Genomic DNA, 25,176 nt, shown 5'->3' with positions numbered 1-25,176 from the left:
GTCATGGACTACCACGCCCTCAACGCGATGCTGAACCTGTACGGCCCCGACGGCAAGATCCAGTTCGACAAGGACCGCGAGGCCGCGCACCAGTACTTCCTGCAGCACGTCAACCAGAACACCGTCTTCTTCCACAATCTGGACGAGAAGCTGGACTACCTGGTCGACGAGAACTATTACGAGGCAGAGGTTCTCGAGCAGTACAGCCGCGCGTTCATCAAGTCGCTGTTCCAACAGGCCTACGCCAAGAAGTTCCGGTTCCCGACCTTCCTCGGCGCGTTCAAGTACTACACCTCCTACACGCTCAAGACATTCGACGGTAAGCGCTACCTGGAGCGGTTCGAGGACCGGGTTTGCATGGTGGCGCTGACGTTGGCGGCCGGTGACGAGGTGCTCGCGAGCAAGCTGGTCGACGAGATCATCGACGGGCGCTTTCAGCCAGCCACCCCGACCTTCCTCAACTCGGGTAAGAAGCAGCGCGGTGAGCCGGTGTCCTGCTTCCTGCTGCGCATCGAGGACAATATGGAGTCGATCGGACGCTCCATCAACTCGGCGCTGCAGCTGTCCAAGCGCGGCGGCGGAGTTGCCCTGCTGCTCACCAATATTCGTGAGCACGGTGCGCCGATCAAGAAGATCGAGAACCAGAGCTCGGGTGTCATCCCGATCATGAAGCTGCTCGAGGATTCGTTTTCCTACGCCAACCAGCTGGGCGCTCGCCAGGGGGCGGGCGCGGTGTACTTGCACGCGCACCACCCGGACATCTACCGGTTCTTGGATACCAAGCGGGAGAACGCCGACGAGAAGATCCGGATCAAGACACTGTCTCTGGGTGTGGTGATCCCGGACATCACCTTCGAGCTGGCGAAGAAGAACGAGGATATGTACCTCTTCTCGCCCTACGACGTGGAGCGCATCTACGGCGTGCCATTCGCCGATATCAATGTCACCGAGAAGTACTACGAGATGGTCGACGACAAGCGCATCCGCAAGTCGAAGATCAAGGCGCGCGAGTTCTTCCAGACCATTGCCGAGCTGCAGTTCGAATCCGGCTACCCGTACATCATGTTCGAGGACACGGTGAACCGGGCCAATCCGATCGCGGGCAAGATCACCCACTCGAATCTGTGCTCGGAGATCCTGCAGGTATCGACGCCGTCGCTGTTCAACGACGATCTGTCCTATGCCAAGGTGGGCAAGGACATTTCCTGCAACCTCGGCTCGTTGAACATCGCCAAGACGATGGATTCACCCGATTTCGCGCGGACCATCGAGGTGGCGATCCGGGCGCTGACCGCGGTATCGGATCAGACGCACATCTACTCGGTGCCCTCGATCGAACAGGGCAATAACGAATCCCACGCTATCGGCCTCGGCCAGATGAATCTGCACGGGTACCTGGCTCGCGAGCGAGTACGTTACGGGTCCGAAGAGGGTATCGACTTCACCAATATCTACTTCTATACCGTGGTCTACCACGCGATTCGGGCCTCGAACGTGATCGCGAAGGAGCGCGGCGCCTACTTCGGTGGCTTCCCTGAATCCAAGTACGCCTCCGGTGAGTACTTCGACAAGTACACCGATCAGGTCTGGGAGCCGAAGACCGAACGGGTCGCGCAGCTGTTCGCCGATGCGGGCGTGCACATTCCCACCCAGGACGATTGGCGTGAGCTCAAGGCCTCGGTCATGGAGCACGGCATCTACAACCAGAACCTGCAGGCCGTCCCGCCGACCGGCTCGATCTCCTACATCAACCACTCCACCAGCTCGATCCACCCGGTGGCGTCGAAGATCGAGATCCGTAAGGAAGGCAAGATCGGCCGCGTTTACTACCCGGCCCCCTACCTCACCAACGACAACCTCGAGTACTACGAGGACGCCTACGAAATCGGCTACGAGAAGATCATCGACACCTACGCCGCCGCCACCCAACACGTGGACCAGGGCCTGTCACTGACCCTCTTCTTCAAAGACACCGCCACCACCCGCGACCTCAACCGCGCCCAGATCTACGCCTGGCGCAAGGGCATCAAAACCCTCTACTACATCCGCCTGCGCCAAATGGCTCTGGAGGGCACCGAGGTCGAGGGCTGCGTCTCCTGCATGCTCTGATTTTGCGGCTCTGCGGCAACGGATTCCGTTGCCGCAGGCCTATTTTCAGCTTGAAGCGACCCTGCTGACCCAGTTGCGCCCGGTCATCGTAAGGCTCAGCCGAAGAGTTGGAGGGGAGTTACTACGACGGTGAAGGTGCCTACGCACCAGAGTTTGATCAATTGCCAGAGGGTGGGGAAGGTGTTGTCGGGGTAGCGCAGGCGTAGGCCGAAGAAGGCCTTGCCGAGGGTTGTGCCGGTTATGCGCTGGATGAATGTACGGTGCGCGAAAGATGTTGCGACCGCGGCGGTTACGGCCAGCGGAATGGCCTGCTCGGGGTCTGGGGAGTATTTGGTGATCGTGAGCCAGACAGCACCGCCGATGGCCGCGTGCAGCAGCAGATCGATGGCGAAGGCGATGAGCATCGGCCATCTCGGCTCTTCGATGGTGCCGTCGGGGCGCGGCCGACCGGCGTTCAGCGACATCGAATCGTATTTTTTCGCTTCGGGTTTGCGTACCGGTTCGACAGCGCGCGGTAACCCGTTCGGGTCGTGTTCGAACCGCGACCGCGCAGCCGGAGGCGGCGTCGGCGCGTCGGCATAGCGGCCCGGATTGCCATGCGCCACAGATATCTCCCGAGTCATCGTGTCGTGAGCTGGTCGCCGATCATTGTGTCAGCGGTCCCAGTGGTGGGAAGTCCGAGGTCCGCAGGCGCGGCGGCCTGCGGACCCGGGCAGTTACCGCAGGGCTGGGGCTATTTCGCGTTCGAAGAGGTCGATTCCACTGGTGTCGTAGGCGGCTTCGGGGAAGTTGAAGATGGCGTAGCCGAGGCCGAGGTCACCGACGGCGGACAGGCGCTCGGTGAGCTGTTCCGGGGTGCCTACGGCGGGGGAGGTGCGGAGCATGCCGTCGACGAAGGATTTGGCCTGGTCGTCGCTGATCACCGTGGCCAAGCGAGCCTGCAGGGCCGAAAGGCGTTGCTCTACTTCGGCTTCGGTGGATCCAACGACCGCGTTGAAGTTCGAGGAGCGCACGATGGCATCGAAATCGGTCCCCACCTCGGCGCAGTGCGCGCGCAGGATCTCGGACTTGTGGGTGAATTCCTCGGGTGCGCCACTGAAGTTGGTGTACTGGGCGTACTTTGCCGCGATTCGCAGCGTCTTCTTCTCACCACCGCCCGCGACCCAGATCGGAATACCGCCCTCCTGCAAGGGCAGTGGCCGCACAATCGCACCATCGACCTGGTAGTACTTACCGTCCAGTGTGGCCTTGCCCTCGGTCCAGGCTTGGCGGAAGATCTGCACACCCTCGTCGAGCCGCCCGAGCCGCTCACCCGCCGACGGAAACCCGTAACCGTAAGCGCGCCACTCGTGTTCGTACCAGCCGCCGCCGATGCCCATCTCGACCCGGCCGCCGGAGATCAGATCTGTGGTCGCGGCGACTTTGGCCAGATATGCCGGATTGCGGTAGCTGATCGCGGTACACATCTGCCCCAGCCGAATGCGTGATGTGGTGGCCGCGAACGCTGCCATCAGCGTCCACGCCTCGTGCGTCGCCTCCTCCGTCGGCACCGGCACCGTGTGGAAGTGGTCGTACACCCATAGCGACTCCCAGATCTCTCCGGCATCCGCCCGCTGGGCGAGATCGCGCATCACCCCCCACTGCGCCGCCGGGTCGATATCGACCAAATCCAGCCGCCACCCCTGTGGAATGAAGATGCCGAAGCGCACAGATCTCTCCTTCGTGTTTCTACCCAAACTAACCGCCATGATCCTCGCGGGCTCGCCATGATTGCCGCAGAGTTCGACTCGGTCTGCGTCGAATCTTCCGCTGGCCGGAAGCTTCGCTGGCGGCGCGGTGCGCTCCGGGTCATGCTGATCGAGCAGGGGCTGGCAGTCGGCGCCACCTCGACATCCTGACACCGGATGTGGGTCCGGTCATATTGGAGCCAGTTATCGTCGGTCTTTACGCGATTCGAGTGTGAACACCCGCGTCGCCGCATGTATCCTTCAACCGGAAGCTGTGCGGTCGGTCCGATCCGGCGGCGCATTCGAGTAATCCGCAGTGGTGACGGCCCTGTGGCGGCGTTGAGGAGGTGGGGTTGCGATGCGCAGCGAACCTCCCAGTCGAAGGCCGCGCGGCGCCGCCCCTTCGTAAAACCGTACTGCAGTAGTCGGTCCCGGGGTTGGTGCCCGCGGTGTGACTTCGTTTTCGATTCACTCGCTTACTCGCCGTGTGCTGAGGACCTCCCATGTCGCAGACCGATCTCATCGAAGCACGTCCGACGCTGTCCGCATCCCTGCAGGACATCGTGGACACCCATCGTGTCGACGCCGCGCTCGACTGGCTCGACAATCAGCAGCCGCATGTCATAGCGGACGAACTCGCACGCATGGACGCCGTCCAGGCGGGCATCGCCTTCCGTCTGCTCGACAAGGATCTGGCGCTCGCCGTGTTCGAGGAACTCGAACCCGTTGACCAGCAACAGATTCTGGAGGGCCTGCGCGATCAGAGCTTCCGCGATCTGGTCGAGGCGATGGATCCCGACGACCGTGCCAGGATGCTGCGCGAGGCACCGGCCAAAGTGGCCAAGAAGGTGCTGGCCGGACTGAGTGCGCGCGAACGCCGGATGACCGCTTCGCTGCTCGGCTATCCAGAGGGCTCGGTCGGGCTGTACATGACGCCGGAAGTCGTTGCGCTGCCGCGCAATCTGAGCGTTCCGGACGCTCTGCAGACGGTGCGGATCAAGGGCATCAATGCCGAAACGGTATACACGCTGCCCGTCGTCGACGCCGGCCGCCGACTCACCGGCATTGTCGAATTGCGTGAGCTGGTATTGAGTCGTCCCGATGCGATGGTGTCGGATCTGGTCGTGACCGAGCCGACATTCGTGCGTGCGACCGACTCCGCCGAGAAGGCGGCGCGGCTGATGCGCGAAACCAATGTCATCAATCTGCCGGTCGTCGACAGTGAGGACCGGCTGGTCGGACTGCTCACCATCGATGACGCGGTCGAGGTCATCGAGGCCGCCGACAGTGAGGATGTCGCCAAGCAGGCGGGTTCGGCACCGTGGGAGGGCCACTATATGGCGGCCAAGGTATTCCAGCTGGCCCGCTACCGCGCACTGTGGTTGCTCCTGTTGCTGTTCGCGGCCACCCTGACGGTCAGTGTCACCGACTTCTTCGAGGGCACCCTCCAGCAGGCGGCGCACCTGGCGTTGTTCATACCGCTGCTCATCGGTGCGGGCGGGAATGCCGGTGCCCAGGCGGCAACCGCATGTGTGCGCGCACTCGCCGTCGGCGAGGTGCGCGGCTCCGACCTGTTCAAGGTGATCTGGCGCGAATGCCGCGTCGGCCTGGTCCTTGGCACCATGCTGGCCACGGCGGGTATCGCCATCGGCGCGCTATTCGTCGATCCGGGCACGGCGCTGGTTGTTGGTATCACCCTGGTCATCATCTGCGGCTGGGCCGCGACCATCGGCGGCACAATGCCCTTGCTGGCCAAGCGATTCCGCATCGATCCAGCGGTCGTCTCGGCCCCGATGGTCACCACCCTCGTCGACGCCACCGGCCTCATCATCTACTTCACCACCGCCAAACTGGTCCTCGGCATCTGAGGCGAACATCCTGATGCACAAGGCCTGTCGTCTCTCGAACCGGACGGCCCCGCGTGTCTTCCGTGTGTCGCAATAGCATTCCGATCGAACTCTGGATGTGGTGAGAGCCGAACGCTATTGTCGAACATGTTTTCGACACTGAGTGGCCAAGGGGAGGGTTCGACCATGAGTACCAGCGGGAAGTCTCTCGAGCAACGAGTATGCGAATTAGAACTGTGGCGCGATCACCAGATCACCCGGGATACTGTGACGGTGACGCAAATCCACGAGCAGTTGGCTGCGATCCACACCAGCATGGGCGACATCCGCAGCAGTATCGGTGACATCCACACCAGTATCGGTGACTTGGATGGCCGTTCGGTCGCCTCACGCTTGATTTCGATGAATGTCGACATCGGGAATATGGCGTCGCGTCAAGATGTGATGGATGGACGACTGGCATCGATAGAGGCCGATGTCGGCACGCTCAAGTCCGATGTCGGCACGCTGAAGTCGGACGTCGGCGCGCTCAAGTCGGACGTTGCTCAGATCCTGGAAATTTTGCGGAAGCCCAACGGCGGCAAGTAGTCTCAGGCAAAGAAATCTGGCTCGGTCCCTGGGGATCGAGCCAGATTTCGTTGTGGGTGGTTCAGAACTCCCAGTCTTCGTCTTCGGTGTTGACGGCCTTGCCGATGACGTAGCTGGAGCCGGAGCCGGAGAAGAAGTCGTGGTTCTCGTCGGCGTTTGGGGACAGGGCCGAGAGGATGGCTGGGTTGACGTCGGTTTCGTCCTTGGGGAACAGGCCCTCGTAGCCGAGGTTCATCAGGGCCTTGTTGGCGTTGTAGCGCAGGAACTTCTTGACGTCCTCGGTGAGACCGACCTCGTCGTAGAGGTCCTGGGTGTATTCCACCTCGTTGTCGTAGAGCTCGAACAGCAGCTCGAAGGTGTAGTTCTTGAGGTCGTCGCGTTCGGCCTGGCCGAGCAGTTCCAGACCCTTCTGGTACTTGTAGCCGATGTAGTAGCCGTGCACGGCCTCATCGCGGATGATCAGGCGGATCAGATCGGCGGTGTTGGTGAGCTTGGCCCGCGAGGACCAGTACATCGGCAGGTAGAAGCCGGAGTAGAACAGGAAGCTCTCCAGCAGGGTGGAGGCCACCTTGCGCTTGAGCGGATCGTCGCCGCGGTAGTACTCCAGCACGATCTCGGCCTTGCGCTGCAGGTTTCGGTTCTCCTCCGACCAGCGGAACGCGTCATCGATCTCGCGGGTGGAGCACAGTGTGGAGAAGATCGAGCTGTAGCTCTTGGCGTGCACCGACTCCATGAACGCGATATTGGTGAGCACCGCCTCCTCGTGCGGAGTCGCGGCGTCCGGGATGAGGCTTACCGCACCGACCGTGCCCTGGATGGTGTCCAGCAGCGTCAGGCCGGTGAAGACCCGCATCGTCAGTTGCTTCTCGTCGGCGGTGAGGGTGTTCCAGGACGGAATGTCATTGGACACCGGCACCTTCTCGGGCAGCCAGAAGTTGCCGGTCAGGCGATCCCAGACCTCGGCATCCTTCTCGTCGGGCACCCGATTCCAGTTGATGGCCGACACCCGATCGATAAGTTTCATCCTGCCTCCACACCCTTCCCGAGCACGCTGCCGTCACGGAATTGCTTCACTCAGAACACTACTCCTGGGGGATGACAGGTCCGTGCAGCACAACACCTTGTGTCGCAGCGGTGTCTTTTGTGATGGTGCAGATGCGCCGGTGACCACCGCGTGCGGCACCTATTGTGCGGCACGCAGCGCGAAATCCGTGCATCGATGCCGGGGCCGTCATCGCGGTCGCCCGCGGTTTGCGGACCGGTCGGTCGCAGGCTCGTGGCGTGGTGCTGGTGTCGCTGCCTAGATTGCTGCGATTGCCGGGCGACCACCGATGGTGCGCCGGGCCCGGTTGGCCGCATCGAAGTGGGCGCAGCGTCACATTTTCACTCACGGATGTCGGGGCTCGACAGTAACATCGGTCCGACCGAGTTGCGGCAACCGAGGGGGCCCGATGTCCGCACCGACCGATCCGGATATGTCCGGTCTGCTCGGCCGACTCGCGCGTGTGCCGAGCGGCCGCCGGAGCAAATGGGTGGTGCTCGGCGTCTGGATCATCGCCCTGCTGGCACTGGGTGCCTTCGCCGGAAAGCTCACCGGCGCACAGAAGAACGACAATGTCACCTGGCTGCCCGACAGCGCCGAATCCACCCAGGCCTTCAAGCTGGCCGAGAAATTCGGCAATAGCGACGATGTTCCTGTGGTGCTGGTCTACGAGCGACGCGACGGAATCACGGCCGCCGATCGATTGGCCGTCGGGGTCGATGCCAATCGGTTCCGGCAGGTCGAGCATGTGGTGCCCGATAAGGTGCTCGGCCCGATTCAGTCCGGCGACGGTCAGGCGCTGGAAATTCTGGTGCCGATCTCGATGGGATCGGAGGGCTGGAACCGCCTGACGAATGTGGTCGGCGCGGTCGATGACGCGGCGGGGGAGCGGCCCGACGGATTGTCCTTCTATGCCACCGGGCCCGCCGGGTACGCGGCCGAATTCGGCGAGGTATTCAAGGAGATCGACGGTCTGCTGCTCTATTCGGCCGCTGCGGTCGTCATCGCCATCCTGCTGCTCACCTATGGTCCGATGCTGTGGGTGTTTCCGCTGCTCACCGTGGGAATCGCGCTGGTGATATCACAGGCCGCGGTATTCGGCGCGACCAAGGTCGGCCTGACCGTCAACGCGCAGAGCCAGGCCATTCTCACCGTCCTTGTCTTCGGTGCGGGCACCGACTATGCGCTGCTGCTGGTCGCGCGCTATCGCGAGGAACTGCGCCGCCATCGCGACAAACATGATGCGATGGCGGTGGCACTGCACCGTGCCGGCCCGGCGGTGCTGGCCAGCGGTTGCACCGTGATCGTGTCGATGTTGGCCCTGCTGCTGGCGGAAATGAACTCCACCAAGGGCATCGGGCCGGTCTGTGCCATCGGAATCACGGTGGCGCTGCTGGCGATGTTGACGTTGCTGCCCGCGCTGCTGGTGATCGTCGGCCGGTGGATCTTCTGGCCGCGGCATCCGAATTTCGGCACCGTCAACGAGACCGAATCCGGGCTCTGGGCGCGGGTCGGATTCGCCATCGCCCGGCGGCCGCGCGCCGTCTGGATCGGCACCGCCCTGGCACTGGGCGCATTCGCACTCGGCGCCAGCGGGCTGGAGGCCGAGGGCATCGCGAATAAGGACGCCTTCGTCGGCTCCTCCGCCGCGGTCACCGGAACCGAGGTGCTGGAACGGCATTTCGAGGCAGGTACCGGTCAGCCGGTAATGGTCGTCGCCTCCTCGGCACGCATCGACGCGGTCGCCGCGGCCTTGGGATCGACACCCGGAATTACGGCGCCGTCGCGACCGATCGTCAGGGACGACCTGGCCTATCTGGAGGGCACGCTCACCGATCCGCCGGACAGTCGTGCCGCCGAGGCCACCATCGACCGGGCGCGAGCAGCCGTGCGCGCGGTGGATCCGCAGGCCAGGGTGGGCGGCCAGACCGCCGTCGTGCTGGACATCAAACGCGCTGTGGCACATGACAACCGGATCATCGCGCCGGCGGTGCTCGCCATTGTGATGGTGATCCTGATGGTGCTGCTGCGCGCGGTGGCAGCGCCAATTCTGCTCACGGCGACCGTGGTGCTGTCCTATTTCGCCGCGCTCGGGCTGAGTCGCTGGATCTTCGATCTGGCCGGTTTCCAGGGCGCCGATGCCGGACTGCCGCTGTTGACCTTCGTCTTCCTGGTGGCGCTCGGCATCGACTACAACATCTTCCTGATGTCGCGGGTGCGCGAGGAGACGATCAAGCATCGCACCAAGGCGGGCGCGCTCATCGGTCTGGCCGCAACGGGCGGGGTGATCACCTCGGCTGGACTGGTTCTGGCAGGCACATTCGCGGTATTCGCGACCATGCCGGTGGTGACCTTCGCCGAGATGGGCATTGTCATCGCCGTCGGCGTGCTGCTCGACACCGTGATCGTGCGTTCGATCCTGGTCACCGCCCTGACCCTGGATATCGGCGACCGGATCTGGTGGCCGAGTGCGCTGGCCCGGCCGCGTTCGGCGGCCGAACCCGAACCGGAGATCAGTCTCAGTAGGTGACCCGCGCCGCCGCGCTGCGGCACTTCGGGCGCGTCCGGGGTTACGTTGTGGCCGTCGGTTACCACGCGTTTCGCCAAGGAGGGTGTGTTATGACCAGTCCCGGCCCGACCAAGACCGGACCCGCGCTCAATGACATGACGATCTTCGCGGGCGTATTGATTCTGATCACCGGCCTGCTGCATCTGCTCGCCGCCATAGCGGCCATCGCCAAGCGCGACTTCTTCGTCTTGACCGAGGATCAGGTTTTCCAGGTGAATGTCTCGGCCTGGGGTTGGGTCCATCTGGTGATCGCGGTGCTGATCATTATCGCGGGTATCGGCATTGTCACCGGGCAGACCTGGGGTTATCTCGCGGGCATCGTAATGGCCTCGGTCAGCCTCCTGGACAACTTCCTGTTCGCGCCGATGTACCCGTTCTGGTCGTTGGTGATGATCGCGCTCGATGTGCTGATCATCTGGGCGCTGGCGCGGCAAATCGGCGCCGACAGCACAGTCGTCCGATAGGTTTCGCGTGAGCGGCCCCCGATCCGTCGAGTGCGGGTCGGGGGCCGAGTTGTTCGCCTACCTGATGCGCGGCGGTGGTCCGCCCTGACCGCCGGGGCCGCCTTGTCCACCGGGACCGCCCTGTCCGGGTGGTGTGCCCCCGGTGCCGGACTGGGTGTTCTGCGATTTCTCGGCGACGCCAACGGTGATCGAAACGGTCATACCCGAACTCGGCGTGCCCGTGACCATGGCCATTTCGGCATCCCAGCCGTCACCGAAGACATTGTCCGAGGCGAGTGAGATCTGGGAGAGGTTGCTGATGCTCTGTGAATATCCGGAGTCGGCGGTGAAGACGGTGCTGCACACGTCCTGCGGCAGTGCGATCTGTGAGGTGAGCCGGGCGTTATCGCCCGCGACGGCGGTACCGAGCGAGTCGTAGACCTCGAAGTGGATATGAGGCCAGCGACCGGAGTAGCAGGCGGGGAAGATCGAGGTGAAGCTCACTTCGCCGTTGGCATCCGCGACCTGCACGCCACGCAAATAGTTCTGGTCGGTAATGCTCTTGCCGTAGAGCGAATATTCACCGGAACGGTCGCAATGCCATACGTAGACGGCCATGCCCGCACCGGCGGCGCCGCTCTTGGTCAAGTCCCGCAACTTCAACTTCAGGGTCATCGGAACACCCTGTGCGACACCGGAATACGCGCCGAAGCTGGTTGTGATATCGGATCGGAGGACGCCGGATTGGATCAGCACATTGGGTCCGTTGGAGCCGTCGCCCGGATATGGGCCTGCGGTCTCCTGCGGTGCGGCGGTAACCGTGCCAGTGCTGCTGCTGGTGGTCGTGGTGGTTGTGGAGGTCGCGGTGGTGGTCGTCGCCGACGCGCAGCCTGTCGTCACGGTCGCCGCCCCGGCCGCGCCGAAGAAGAACAGGGCGCGGCGACGCGACATCACCTTCAAGTCGTGGGCGAGGCCGAGATCGTGTTCGTCGACCTCGCCGGCGCCGTCGTGCCGGGGATGTGCGCTCACTGCATTGTCCTTCCGTTGGGGAGATTGCGCTGTCCACGGTGACGTTATGAACGGGTGCTATGGGTGGTATTGGGCCCGGCTGTGCGTGCGCTGTGCGTGATGCCGCCGCCTATGTTCTTCAGATCGCGTGGGAGTCGAATGACGCCAGGCGGCCGTAGCCAACGGCACGAGGCGCCGTCCGAATTCCGTGGTCGATAATTCGGTCGATTCGAATTCGGCATTCAGTCGGTGCTGTCAGCTGTCAAATGGTCATCGAGCACACGCGCGATGATCGCGAGCGCATGCGGCGAGGTTAGTTCATTGTGGGTGACATCTATCTCGTGGTTGAGGACGCGGCCGGTGGTATACGGACGCCAGCCGTCCGGGCCGACGAGATCGGAGGTATCGACAGTGGCGCTGAAATAGAGCAGGTCGCCGTCAAAGATCGGACGGCGATATCCGGTGCGGGTGCGCGCGGACGCGTTGTAGGAATTGGCCATTCGCTCGATGATCTCGGCATCGATGACTTCCATGCCCAGCCGGGCTTTGATGAGGTCAGCTGCCTCCTGTGCGCTGGCTTCGGCGGGCACGTCCTCGATGCCGAAGATCGAGCCGAAGGTATTGACGAACGCGCCCGCCGAGAGCGGTTCGATAGTGTCGCTATCGATATCGGCGTGGTCGCTGTCCAAGAGCGCGACAACGCCGACAGTTTCGCCCGCCGCCTGCAGTTTCGCCGCCATCGCATGCGCGATGAGACCGCCGAAGGACCACCCGAGCAGGTGGTATGGCCCGTTCGGCTGGACGGCTCGGATTTCGCGAATGTACCGGTCGGCGGCCTCCTCGATGGAGCGCGCCGACGGTTCACCACCGAGATCCGGCGCCTGCAGACCGTAGATCGGGCGGCCGGGCCGGAGCCGTTCCGCGAATCCCAGATAGCTCCACGACATTCCGGACGAGGAGTGGATGCAGAACAGTGCGGGTTCGGTGCCGCCGAGTCGGATCGGCAGGAGTACATCGAGGCCGAGTCCGGTTGGCGTGGTGGCGGTTTTGCGTGCGGCCGCCTGCGCCGCCAGGGCCGCCTTTTCGTCCGCGGCGGCCTGCTGCGCCGCAGGAGTCTGCGCGAAATCGGCTGCCGCACTGAGCACATCGGACCACACGGTCGCCAGCTCGGCGACCTCGGCGCGGTTCAGCAGTGTTTCGGGGAAGCGGATATTCGCGTGCAACCGATCGTCGATGACGAACGCGGTCACATCGATCGCGACCGTGACCGGGACACCGGGGTGCTCGTCGGCGCGCGGCTCACCGAATTCGTCGGTGGGCGACCAGCCGAGCCCCTCGAGCCCGGCCGGAATGTCGTCGGCCGAGCGCAGATCCAGGAATTCGAAGCCGATCTGTCCGGGCGGCCGGGATGGAAGTTGGTCTGCCACAGCATCATTGAGGTAGCGCAGCGCGCCGAAGCCGATGCCATGGTCCGGCACACCGAGCAGCTGATGTTTAATCGCGCGCAGTGCCGCACCCATCGCGAGGCCACCTGCGCAGGCGTCATCGATATCGACCTCGGTCAGATCCAGCCGAACCGGATAGATAGGGGTGATCCAGCCGAGAGTCCGACTCAGGTCAGCGCCCGGAATCGCGTGTCCCGGTCTGTCATCGGCTCTCAGGCGCAGCAGAGCCGTCGGTTCGTCGACCTGGTGGCGTGCCCGCCAGCGATTCAGCGCCAGGGCCAGGGTAGCGAGCAAGGTATCGGTGCCGCTGCCGTGCAGTAGCCCGGGCAGGGTGGCGAGCAGCGCGTCGGTTACCTCCTCCGAAACCTCGAGTCCGACCGTGCGCAGGGTGTGCGTCTGATCGATCACCGGATCGAGTTCGCGGGAGCCGACCAGCGGATCGGGACCGCTGAGCACGTGGCGCCAATAGTCGAGTTCAGCGATACGACGGTCGGCATGCGCGTCCTCGACCAGCGCGTGCGACCACCGGCGCATCGACGTACCGGTCTCGGCTAGCACGGGTGTATTCCCCACCGTCACCTGTGCCCATGCGGCGATCGAGTCCTGCACCAGAATTCGCAACGATGGGCTGTCGATGGCGATCATGTGCACCACCACAAGCAATCGGCCCGATCTCGTCCTGGCTCCGGCGTCGCCGACCGGGTCGAGCCAGACGGATTGCAGCACAATGCCCTTCGCTGGACTGAGCCGGTCCGCCGCGGCATCCAATTCGGATACGGCATATTCGCGCAGATCGAGCGGGTCGGCGGCGGCATCGAACTCGATGCGGTGCACCAGCGCGTCGACATCGACGGATCCGGGCTCGTCGACCCGTAGCCGCCAGCCGTCCTCGGCCTGCCACAGCCGCGAGCGCAGCATGTCGTGCCGGTCGACCACGGCGGTGAGTGTGGTGACCAGTTGGCCGCGTTCGATGCCGACCGGAAGTTCCAGCACCGCGGCCCGCGCGCAGCGATCGAAGTTACCGCCCCGCTGCACCAGGGCGCGCACATTCGGGGTGAGCGGGAGCTCACCGATACCACCGCCGGGCAGTTCGTCCAGCGGGACGACCGTGGCGGCGGCGTCGACGGCGGCAGCGAGCGCGGCTACGGTGCGATGTTCGAAAAGCTGCAGCGGTGTGCACTGGATGCCGCGCAGCTTCGCGCGGGATACCAGCTGGATCGCGAGAATGCTGTCGCCGCCGAGCGCGAAGAACGAATCATCGGCGCCGACCTTGTCACGGTCGAGAAGTTCGGCGTAGATCTGTGCCAGGATCTGCTCGGTCGCGGTCGAGGGGGCGCGGTATTCGGTCTCCTCGACGACGAATTCGGGTTCCGGCAGGGCCTTTCGGTCGAGTTTGCCGACGGCGTTGAGCGGGATGGCATCCAGGACGACGAAGGCGGCGGGCACCATATACGCGGGCAGTGTATCGGCGGCGACCGCGCGTACCTGCGCGATATCGAGTTCGACACCGGGCTTACGCACGAGATACGTCGCCAGCGCGGTCGATCCGGTGGGGCCGGGAACGCCGAGCGTTACGGCGAAATCAACCCCGTCCGCGCGGCCGAGCACCGCATCGATCTCGCCCAGTTCGATGCGCTGGCCGCGCACCTTGACCTGGAAGTCGGTGCGGCCGATGTACTCGAGTTCGAGGGACTGCCCTGCGGCGCGGGTCCAGCGCACCAGGTCGCCGGTGCGGTACATGAGTTCGCCGGGTTCGCTGAAGGGGTTGGCGATGAACCGTGATGCGGTCAGGCTCGGCCGGGCGTGATAGCAGCGGGCCAGTGCGGGGCCGGCGAGGTACAACTCGCCCGCGACGCCGATGGGCACCGGGCGCAGCCGATCGTCGAGGACCAATGCGGCGGCACCGCGGATGGGCGCACCGATGGTGACGGGTGCATCCGCGACCAGGGGTGCCGAACCCGTTGCCCAGATAGTGAATTCGGTCGGACCGTACAGGTTCACCATGGTCCGGTCGGTGCACCAGCGTTCGACGAGTTCGGCACCGACCGCCTCGCCCGCCACCGCGAGCACCCGCACGCTCGAAACCTCGGTGGGATCGATCGTGGCCAAGGCCGATGGCGTGATCACCATATGCGTCACGTGTTCAGCGGCGATCAGTTCGGCGAGTGCGCTGCCGCCGAAGACCTCCGGCGGGGCGACCACCGACGCGCCGCCGGATCCGAATGCCATCAGCGCCTCGAACACCGATGCGTCGAAACTCGGTGAGGCCACTTGCAATACCCGGGATTTGGCATCGACACCGAGCGATTCTCGTTGTGCGGCAATGAGATCGGCGATGCCGCGATGCGGGACCGAGACGCCCTTCGGTGTTCCGGTCGACCCCGAGGTGTAGATCATCCAGGCCGGATTGTCGGGATGGATCGAATGCGGGGACAGGGCAGCATCACTCGCCGCCCGCCAGCGTGCGCTGAATGCGATGTCGTCGAGGACGAGCCATTCGGTGCTGTCGGGCAGTAGTGGCCGATAGGCAGCGCGGGTGAGCCCGATCCGCGCACCGGAATCGGTGAGCATGTGATCGATGCGGTCCACCGGATGTTTCGGATCGACCGGCAGGAAGGCCGCGCCGACTTTCGCGGCGGCCCACATGCCGGTGAGCAGTTCGGCCGAGCGCGGGAGACCGAGCGCCACTACGGTTTCCGGTCCGATATCCGCTTCGAGGAGCAGCCGGGCCAGCTGATTCGACTGAGCGTCGAGCTCTCGGTAGGTCGTCGTATGACCGCCGGCGACCACGGCCGGGTGGTCCGGATACGACGTGGCGGATACGGCGAGTGCCTCGGCCAGCGTCATCGTGCCCGCAGTCCGCGGACCACGTACCGGAACCAGCTGTGTGCGTTCGGATTCGTCGAGGATATCGATATCGGCCAGACGTACATCGATATCGGAGACGACCGTGGCGAGTACGCGACGCCACCGCGCGGCGAAGGTCGCGATCGTGCTCGGATCGAAAAGATCTCTCGCATAGGTCATTACGCCCTCGACACCGTCCGGGCCAGCGGCGCCGAAACGTTCGCGCAAATCGAGGGTCAGGTCGAATTGTGAAGCAGCCCGATCGAAATCCTCTACCTCGAATCGCAACCCTGGCAGTTCCAGGACCGGTTCGACGAAGTTCTGCAGTGACAGCGACACCTGGAATACCGGGTGGTGTGCGGTCGATCGGGTTGGGTTCAGTACCTGGACGAGTCGCTCGAAGGGCACATCGGTATTGCTGAACGCATCCAGATCGGCGGCTCGCACGGTGGCGAGGAACTGGCGGAATCCGGTCCCCGGATCGACCGGCGTGCGCAGCGCGAGCGTATTGACGAACATGCCGACGAGTTGGTCGAGTGCCTCCGCGCCACGACCGGCGACCGGTGTTCCGATCACCACGTCGTCGGTGCCGCCGAGCCGCGCGAGCAGAGCCGCGAGTGCGGCGTGTACGACCATGAATACGCTGACATTGTTCGCGGCCGCGAATTCGACAATGGCACGGTGCAATGGCGCGTCGAGGGTGAAACCGAGGTCGGCGCTGCGCATGGATTGCACGGCGGGGCGCGGGCGGTCCGCGGGCAGTTCCAGCAGATCCGGCGCACCGGCGAGGGTGTCGATCCAGAACCGGATCTGGCGGGCCGCCAGCGATTCCGGATCCGACTCGCTGCCGAGCAGTTCCCGATGCCAGAGGGCGAAGTCGGCGTATTGCACCGTGAGCGGCACTCTGGGGGTTTCGGCCCCGCTGGCCCGCTCGGAGTAGGCGGCGACCAGATCGGCCGCCAGCGGCGCCATCGATGCGCCATCGGCGCTGATGTGATGTACGACGAGCACAACGACGTGCACATCGGCCGATCCGTCACCGACGGAATCCGCTACCGCGGTCTCCGTCGCGGTGTAGCTCGAAGACACCGGAGCCAGGCCTGCGGAGGCACCCGATGACACCGGTGGGACGCCCGCGGACGGGCTCGAGCTGACCGGCGCGACGGTGGCGGATTGCTCCGCCGCTCCCGGCGCGTCGCTGGCGGAATAACTCGATACGGCAGCGACCGGCTCCACGATCCGGAACAGCCCCACCCGCACCGGCGGCTCGATAGCGAGATCGAATCCGGTACCGGCCAGCTCATTGATGCGCGCACGCAGCGGGGCGCCGTCTTCGGTATCGAGCAGCGGCATGGGCGGCGCGGCCACCTGCACGCTGACGACCACCTGACGTGGTCCCTCTGCGTCGACGGGATACAGCGTGCGCAAACTCTCGTGCCTGCCGATCACATCGGCCATGGCCCGGCGCATCGCGTCGGTATCCAGGTGGCCGGTGAGCCGCAGCGCGACCGCGATGTTGTACGCCGACGAGGTGGGATCGAGCCGATTGAGCACCCACATGCGTTGCTGAGCCGGGGACAAGGGAACTCGGTCCGGCCTGATCCGCGGTGCGAGGACGAACCGGCCCGGTTTGCCGTCGGTCGCCGGGATCACCCGCGCGGACAGTTGCGCGACGGTCGGCGCGTCGAACAGATCGCGCAGCGCGATGGTCGAGCCGAGGGTCGAATTGATCCGTGAGACGACCTTGGTAGCGCTGAGGGAGTTGCCGCCGAGTTCGAAGAACGAGTGGTCGACGCTCACCTGTTCAGTGCCGAGTACATCGCCGAATACCTGGGCGACGGCCTGTTCGACGGGTGTGCGCGGGGCCAGATACGGCCGTTGCGCTACCGAGAAGTCCGGCATCGGAAGGGCTTTGCGATCCAGCTTGCCGACCGGGGTGAGCGGGATCTCGTCGAGCACCACGACGTGGCTGGGCACCATATAGCCGGGCAGTTCGGCCGCGACTCGGTCACGCAGCCGCTCGGGGTCCAATTCGGTGCCCGCCGTGGGCAGCACATAGGAGACCAGTACCGTCGCCCCCGCCGGTCCCGGCTGGCCGATGGTCACCGCGTATTCGACCTGTTCGTCACGGGAGAGCACGGCATCGATCTCGCCGAGTTCGATGCGCAACCCGCGGATCTTGACCTGGAAGTCGCTGCGGCCCAAGTACTCCAGTTCCAGCGCGTCGTCGGCTCCGACGACCCATCGGACCATATCGCCGGTTCGATACATCCTTTCCCCGGCCGCGCCATACGGATTCGCGATGAAGCGCGCCGCGGTCATTGCGAACCGATTGAAGTAACCACGGGCCAGCGCGGGACCGGCCAGGTACAGCTCACCCACGATGCCAACGGGTACCGGTCGCAGCCAGGTATCGAGCACCAGATTGGACGCGCCGCGGATCGGGCCGCCGATGGTGATCGGCTTCCCCGGCAGCAGCTCGGCGGGGTTGGTCGCACAGACGCTGAATTCCGTTGGGCCATAGAGATTCACCATCCGCCGCCCGACCGCCCAACGGTCGATCAGTTCGGGTGCGCCGGCCTCGCCCCCGATCCCGAGCACCTGTAGGTCGGGCAGATCGTTCGGCTCCATGGTGGACAGCGCCGACGGCGTGACCGCGGCATGGGTGACCCGTTCGGTGCGCAGCAGATGTTCGAGATCGCTGCCGCCGTAGACATCCGGTGGCGCTACCACCAAGCGGCCACCCGTCGAATGCGCCATCAGCAGTTCCATGACCGATGCGTCGAAACTCGGCGAAGCGACCTGGAGCGAACTGGTAGAGGGACCGAGTTCGAGGGCCTCTTGTTGTGCGGTGGCCATATTCGCCAGGCCACGATGGCTGACCAGGACCGCCTTGGGCTTACCGGTGGAGCCCGAGGTGTAGATCAGGTAGGCGGTCTGGTCGATATTGATGGGGCCGCCGCGCTCTTCGTCGGTGATGGGTGCGTCGGAGACGAGCATGACTCGTCGAATCGTGTTCAGGTCGTCGAGCAGCAGCCAGTCGATGGTGCCGGGCAATGTCTCACCGGTCGCCGTGACGGTCACTCCGATCGGGGCCTTCGAATCAGTGAGCATGTGCTCGATCCGCTCCACCGGGTAGCTCGGATCCAGCGGTAGGAAGGCCGCTCCGGACTTGGCGAGCGCCCAGACGGCCACCACGGATTCCAGTGATCGGGTGAGTGCGAGTATGACGAAGATCTCCCGGCCGACACCGCGGCCGAGCAGTACCCGGGCGAAGCGGTTGGACCAGGCGTCGAGTTCGCCATAGCTCATGCTGAGATCGCCCGCGGTGATCGCGATGGCATCGGGATCGACGCGCGCGCCCGCCGACAGGATCTCCGGAAGTGTCTGCGGCGGAACCGATTCCGATCCGCGCACCGGCAGCAGGGTGGCCAGTTCGGCGTCGTCGCAGTATCGCAGTTGGGAGACGAGGGCATTCGGGCTGTCGGCGAGTTGGGTCAGTAGCCGGATGAAGCGATCCAACAGTGGTTGTGCCGCAGTGATATCGAGCTGGTCGGCCATGAATTTCAGGCTGATGCGCAGTGTGTCGTGCCCGTCTTCACCGTGCACCGGAATGACCATGAGGCCCAACGGGTAGGGCGTCGCGTCGGTGCCCTCGATATCGAGCACCCGCATACCCGCGATATCGAGCGCCTGCGACAGTGCCTCCCGGTCGATCGGATACGACTCGAATACGGTCAGCGTGTCGAAGAGTTCGGCAAGACCGACGGCACGGTGGATGGCGGCCAGTCCCACATGCTGGTGGTCCAGCAGGCGCGCCTGCTCGGCCTGGATGCGGGTCAGTAGCTCGGCGACCTTCTCCGCAGGATCGAGTTGGACCCGTACCGGGAGCGTATTGATGAACAGCCCGACCATCTCTTCGACACCGGGCAGCTCTGGTGGCCTACCGGATACGGTGCCGCCGAACACGACATCCGTGCGTCCGGTCATCATGGCGAGCAGCATTGCCCATGCGGCCTGCACCATCGTATTCACCGTCGCGCCGGATTCGCGTGCGGTGGTCTCGAGCCGCTCGACCGTGGTGCGGGTCAGGTCGCGAGAGATCATTCCGGTCTCGGTCGATTCGATCCCGGCCAGTGTCGGGACCGCGCGCGTCGGCGTATCCACGCCGGCCAGCGCTTGCGTCCAAGCCGCGAGCGAGGCCTCGTTGTCCTGCTCATCGAGCCACGTCAGGAACTCCCGGTAGGAGTGCGCGGGCGGCAGTGTGGACGTGTCGCCCGTCATGACGTAGAGCGTCAGCAGCTCGCGCACCAGTAGCGGCGTCGACCAGCCGTCCAACAGCAGATGATGATTGGTCATGACCAGCCGATAGATATCGGCCCCGGTGCGGATGAGGGTGAAGCGGATCAGGGGTGGGCGATCGAGTTCGAATCGGGTGCGGGCGTCGACGGCAATGAGGCGGTCGACTTCGCGGTCACGTTCGTCGGCGTCGGCGATATCGGTGAGATCGATATCGTGCCAGCGGATTTCGGCATCGGCGAGCACCAGCTGGCGCGGACCGTCGTCGGTTTCGGTGAAGGCGACGCGCAGGTTCTCGTGCCGTTCCAGCAGGGCCTGCGCCGCATCGCGCAAGCGGGCGGAATCCACGGTGCCCGCCAGGGTGAGCATGGATTGGACTGTGTAGTCGTCGGCGGTATCGGTGTCGTAGAGCGCGTGGAAGAGCAGACCGTACTGCAGCGGCGACAGAGGCCAGACGTCGACGAGATTCGGGTAGGTGCGCTCCCAGCTCTCGATCTGCTGTTGGCGCACCGGGACCAATTCGAAGTCGGATGGGGTGCGTCCGCCCGCGTCCGGCGAGTCGGCGTGCACCGCGAGCGCACGCAGCGCCTGCGACCACAGCTCGGCGAGTCGACCGACATCCGCCTCGTCGAGCAGCCGCGAGGCGTAGGCCCAGGTGACCTCCAGACCGGCATCGGTGAACACCGCGTTGATATCGACGACCGCGGCCAGTGGCGCCGATTCGTTGTGCGTCGCCGCGAAACGCTGTGGCAGCCACGCTCCCGCGTGCCCGCCGGTGAGCGCACGGCCGAGATAGTTGAAGCTGAGCTGCGGGATCGGCGCGTCCGCGAGCGCGGCAGCGGACTCCGGATGCTGATAGCGCAGCATGCCGTAGCCGATGCCCTTATCCGGTACCGCGCGCAGCTGTTCCTTGACCGCCTTGATCGCGGTGCCCGCCGCGCCGCCACCAGCGAACGCGTCGTCGAGATCGATACCGGTCACATCGATGGCCACCGGGTAGATGTTGGTGAACCAGCCGACCGTGCGGGCGATATCGGCGCCGGGCAGCAGCGTCTCGGATCGGCCGTGGCCTTCCAGGGTGAGCAGCGCGGTAGTGCGATCGCGCCAGCGGCTCACCGCGAGGGCGAGTCCGGCGAGCAGCACATCGTCCGCACCGCAATGGAATTGGTCGGGCAACGTGGCCACCACGGTGTTCGCGATATCCGGGTCGACGGTGGTCCGGCACTGGCCCATGGTGGCCACGACGTCGACCGCGGGATCCAGTGTCGCCGAGCCGATGGCCGGATCCGGGGTAGCCAGCATCTCTTGCCACAGTGGTAGTTCGGCCACCCGCTCGGGCGCCTGTTCGGCTTGACCGTATGCCCACCGTCGGAAGGAGGTGCCGACGGGCGCGAGTGCGCCGCCCGCCGCCGCGATCGCCAGATCCGGCAGCAGGATTCGCCAGGAGACACCGTCGGTCACCAGATGGTGCAGCACCAGCCAGCACAGTGGATCGGCGCCCGTCCGCTCGATCAGCACGAAGCGCGCAACGATACCCGCCTCGGGGTCGAGCAGATCCGCCGCGTGTTGTAACTCGCGTTCGTAGCTGTCGTCGGATTCCGCGTCGGCCGCGACTACCTCGATCAAGTCATCGGCGGTTATCGAATCACGCTCGGTGACAACCCATTCCCAGCCTTGTTCGGTGTGCCGCAGTGAAGAGCGAAGCACATCGTGATGGTCGATGAGAGCTCGGACCGCCGCGCTGAGCTGGTCGCGACCGAGACCCTCGGGTAGACCGATCAAGACGGCCTGACCGAAGCGGTTCCAGGTCGGTCCCTGCTCCACCATGGCGTGCACGATCGGCGTGAGCTCCACGGTGCCGACCCCGCCGCCGGGCAGTTCGGTGATCGTCTGCGCGCGCACGTCGGTCGCGATCGCGGCCAGCGCGGCAACGGTCTTGCGCTCGAACACATCTCGTGCGCTGAAGCCGATCCCAGCCGCCTTCGCGCGCGATACCAACTGGATGGAGACGATACTGTCGCCGCCGAGTGCGAAGAAACTCTCGTCGACACCGACCGTCTCCAGTCCGAGCACATCAGCGAACAAATCGGCCAGTGCGGCTTCGCGCGGCGTCGAGGGCGCCCGGCTCGCAACCGCTCGGACGCTGAAATCGGGTGCGGGCAGTGCCCTGCGGTCCACCTTGCCGAGCGGTGTCAACGGAATGCTGTCGAGCACCATGATGACCGAGGGGACCATATAGGCCGGAAGCGTCTCACCGGCAGCGGCTTTCAGCGCCTCGGGGTGAATCTCGGTGCCTGGCTTGCCGAGCACGTATGCCACCAGCGCGGTCGCTCCGGCGGGAGTCTCGGCACCGATGGTGAGTGCGAAGTCGACATCGGGCTGCCGTTGCAGCGCGGCATCGATCTCGCCGAGTTCGATGCGGAACCCGCGCACCTTGACCTGGAAGTCGCTGCGGCCCTGGTACTCCAGCTCGTCGTGCTCGGTCCACCGCACGAGATCGCCGGTGCGGTACATCCGCTCACCCGGCGTGTACGGGTTGGCGACGAAACGGCTGGCGGTCAGCCCATTGCGCTGGTGGTAGCCGCGCGCAACGCCCGCACCGGCCAGATACAGCTCACCGACCGTGCCGCGCGCCACCGGTCGCAACCACGGGTCGAGCACGACAGCGGTGACACCGAGAACGATGCCGCCGATGGTGACCGGCGCGCCGGGGCGCAATGGTCCGCTCAAGGTCACGGTTACGGTGGTTTCGGTGGGCCCGTAGCCGTTCAACAGCGTCCGCCCGGCCCAGGCGGTCACCAGCTCCGGCGGACACGCGTCACCACCGACGACGATCGTGTGCAGATCCGGCAGCGTCGCCGGGGCCAGCGAGCCCACCACCGTCGGGGTGACATTGAGATGGGTGACCCGGTGCGCGCGCAGGACCTCGGCCATTTCCTCGCCCGCATACGCCGACGGCGGCACTACCGCGAGCGTCGCACCCGCGGCGAGGGTCACCAGGATCTCCTCGACGGAAATATCGAAACTCGGCGAAACCGCGTGTGCCACTACCGAATCGGCGCCGACGCCGAATCCGGCGCCGGAACCGGTGACCAAATTCGCCAGGCCGCGATGCGACACCAGCACACCCTTGGGCAGTCCCGTCGATCCGGAGGTGTAGATGATGTAGGCGATCTGATCCAGGTGTACCGGCGCGCGGCGGTCGGCATCGGTGATCGCCGCCGAATCCTGTGCTTCCACCGTTTCGGCCGTCGCTTCATCGTCCAGCGGCAGCCAATTCACACGGTCCGGCAGGGACTTTCGCGCCGCGTGCACGGTCAGGCCCGCGACGACACCGCTGTCGCCGACCATATGCTCGATCCGGTCGGCGGGATAGGTCGGGTCGATGGGCACGAATGCCGCACCGGATTTCGCCACCGCGAGCGTGGCGAGGACGGATTCGGCCGAGCGCGGAATCGAAATCGCAACGGTGCGTTCGGGTCCGGCGCCCGCCGCGATCAGGACGCGGGCCAGGCGGTTGGTGTACTCGTCGACCTGTCGGTAGGTCATGCTGGTATCGCCGCTGCGCAGCGCCACAGCCTCCGGGGCGAGCGCGGCACCGGCCGCGATGATTTCGGGGAGGGTGCGCGGTGCGACGGCCTCGGGTCCGCGCGCGGGCACCAGCTGATCCCGCTCGTCCGGGGAAACGACTTGGACGGTACACAGCGGCGCATCCGGTCCGGCGGCCAGGAACGCGTGCAGGAACATCGAGAAGCGGGCATGGTGTGCCGCCAATTCATCGGTGCTGTACAGGTTCCCGTTGCCCTGCAGATCGATGTGGGTGCTCTCGCCGCCGACGCCCGGATACAGGTTGAAAAACACGTCATCGATCAACCCGGATGTCAGCACGTGCAGTCGTCCGGTGACCGAGCCGAGCTGAATCCTGGTGTCTACCATCATCAGATTTACGGCCGGGCCGAACGACGACGCCTCGTCCATCGACCAGCCGAGATCACGGACGATGTCCTCCTGCCGATAACGCTGCCTGCGCAGCGCCCCGGTCAGCTCACTCTGCGCTGCCCGGATCACGTCACCGACCGTGGTGGTCGGTGCCAACCTCAGGCGCATCGGAACGACATTGGCGATCATGCCGCCGGAGCGGCGCAGCGCCGCCGTGGTGCGTCCCGAAACCGGAAGGCTCAGTACTACTTCGGGCGCGCCGGTCATCGCGGCGAGATAGGCGCCGAAGGCGGCGACGATCGTCGGCGCTGTGTTCGAGCCCGCCGCCTTCGCCACGGTATCGAGCAATTCGGCCGTCGCGGCGGGCAGTGCGCCCGAGACCCGGCTCGGCGGCGCGTCGACATCGGCCTCGCGACCCGCGAGATTGACCGGGTCGGCCATCCCCGCCAGATGCTCGCGCCAGTACTCGCGGTCGGCCTCGAATCGGTCCGAGTCGCGGTAGGCCAGATCGGCCTCGACGATCTTCTGCAGTGGTTCGGCCTTGGCGGGCGGCGCCTCGCGGCCCTCGATGGCGGCGTTGTAGATCTCACCGGTGCGCTGTACCAGTGCGAGCGCACCCATACCGTCGAGCACGATGTGGTGCATGCGCGAGTACCAGAACCAGCGATCGTCGGCGACCTGGAGCATGGCCATCGCCACCAGTCGATCGCGCATGAGATCCAGTGGGGCGGCGTACTCCGCGCGCATCCAGGCCTGTGCCGCCGCCTCGGGATCGGGCTCGTCCCGCAGATCGATGACGATGGGCTCGTCTTGCAAGGTCGTGTCGATGTACTGATACGGCTGACCCTCGACATCGAGCAGCCGGATATATCCGGTGCCGAATTCCCGTCCGGTCCGGCGCGCGGCCTCCGCCAGCGCGTCGAGGTCGAGTTCGCCGACCAATTCGACGTACTGTGCGATCGAAATGGGCGTATCACCCGCGATGTGCTGGGCGAACCAGATGCCGCGCTGGGCTGCCGACAGCGGAAACGCGCTGTTGGGCGGTGCGGTGCCTATTTTTCCGTTCGAGGACGATGGCTGTTGCATAAAAGCACACCTGCGTTCTGACGTCTGGAGCGGTGGTACACCGCTGGTCCCGACCGTCGCGTAGTAGCAAGTTCATTTTGGACCGGTGCCGAGCCGACCGAAGGCGTATTGACAACACTGTGTTCGATCGGCGGCGTATGTGGTTGCGCGCGGTGCCGCCCCCGAGACCGGCATACGCGCCGCAGCGCGCCCGAACTCCGTGGGTTCGGGCGCGCAGGCTGCGTAAC

10 protein-coding genes are annotated in these 25,176 nt (G+C 65.1%); 5 read left to right on the top strand and 5 right to left on the bottom strand.

The window, feature by feature from the left end; genetic code table 11:
* Positions 1-3: 3 nt before the first annotated feature.
* Positions 4-2,109, top strand: coding sequence for a class 1b ribonucleoside-diphosphate reductase subunit alpha (gene nrdE / locus ACIBG0_RS24475; protein WP_397035492.1), 2,106 nt, complete (start codon positions 4-6; stop codon positions 2,107-2,109).
* A gap of 95 nt (positions 2,110-2,204) precedes the next feature.
* Here the strand turns inward: nrdE and ACIBG0_RS24470 are convergent, their stop codons facing one another.
* Positions 2,205-2,573, bottom strand: coding sequence for an RDD family protein (locus ACIBG0_RS24470; protein ID WP_397035289.1), 369 nt, complete (start codon positions 2,571-2,573; stop codon positions 2,205-2,207).
* Between the two features lie 252 nt (positions 2,574-2,825).
* Positions 2,826-3,818: an LLM class F420-dependent oxidoreductase gene (locus ACIBG0_RS24465; protein WP_397035288.1), complete on the bottom strand. Its 993-nt coding sequence runs from the start codon at positions 3,816-3,818 to the stop codon at positions 2,826-2,828.
* A 521-nt stretch (positions 3,819-4,339) separates the two neighbouring features.
* On the opposite strand from ACIBG0_RS24465, the gene mgtE reads away from it, so the two are divergent.
* Both mgtE and ACIBG0_RS24455 read left to right on the top strand, forming a co-directional pair.
* Entirely contained in the window at positions 4,340-5,704 is a 1,365-nt protein-coding gene (gene mgtE / locus ACIBG0_RS24460; protein WP_397035287.1) for a magnesium transporter, read from the top strand.
* A gap of 165 nt (positions 5,705-5,869) precedes the next feature.
* Positions 5,870-6,271, top strand: a complete 402-nt coding sequence (locus ACIBG0_RS24455) for a hypothetical protein (protein ID WP_397035286.1) — start codon at positions 5,870-5,872, stop codon at positions 6,269-6,271.
* 61 nt (positions 6,272-6,332) lie between these two features.
* On the opposite strand, the gene nrdF is transcribed toward ACIBG0_RS24455, so the two are convergent.
* Positions 6,333-7,295: a class 1b ribonucleoside-diphosphate reductase subunit beta gene (nrdF, locus tag ACIBG0_RS24450; RefSeq protein ID WP_387289513.1), complete on the bottom strand. Its 963-nt coding sequence runs from the start codon at positions 7,293-7,295 to the stop codon at positions 6,333-6,335.
* Between the two features lie 427 nt (positions 7,296-7,722).
* Between nrdF and ACIBG0_RS24445 the strand changes: the two genes are divergently transcribed.
* Positions 7,723-9,843, top strand: coding sequence for an MMPL family transporter (locus ACIBG0_RS24445; RefSeq protein WP_397035285.1), 2,121 nt, complete (start codon positions 7,723-7,725; stop codon positions 9,841-9,843).
* Between the two features lie 89 nt (positions 9,844-9,932).
* Positions 9,933-10,346: a hypothetical protein gene (locus tag ACIBG0_RS24440; protein WP_397035284.1), complete on the top strand. Its 414-nt coding sequence runs from the start codon at positions 9,933-9,935 to the stop codon at positions 10,344-10,346.
* Positions 10,347-10,403: 57 nt separating this feature from the next.
* Here the strand turns inward: ACIBG0_RS24440 and ACIBG0_RS24435 are convergent, their stop codons facing one another.
* Both ACIBG0_RS24435 and ACIBG0_RS24430 read right to left on the bottom strand, forming a co-directional pair.
* Positions 10,404-11,354, bottom strand: coding sequence for a dioxygenase (locus ACIBG0_RS24435; RefSeq protein WP_397035283.1), 951 nt, complete (start codon positions 11,352-11,354; stop codon positions 10,404-10,406).
* A gap of 221 nt (positions 11,355-11,575) precedes the next feature.
* Positions 11,576-24,949 (bottom strand): amino acid adenylation domain-containing protein, encoded by a 13,374-nt coding sequence (locus ACIBG0_RS24430; protein WP_397035282.1) that lies wholly within the window; start codon positions 24,947-24,949, stop codon positions 11,576-11,578.
* Positions 24,950-25,176: the final 227 nt, after the last annotated feature.

Origin of the sequence: Nocardia sp. NPDC050630 (genome assembly GCF_044457245.1) — a bacterium.
GTDB lineage: Bacteria > Actinomycetota > Actinomycetes > Mycobacteriales > Mycobacteriaceae > Nocardia.
The sequence above is the reverse complement of the archived record's forward strand: the minus strand, read 5'-3'. Positions and strand labels throughout refer to the sequence as shown.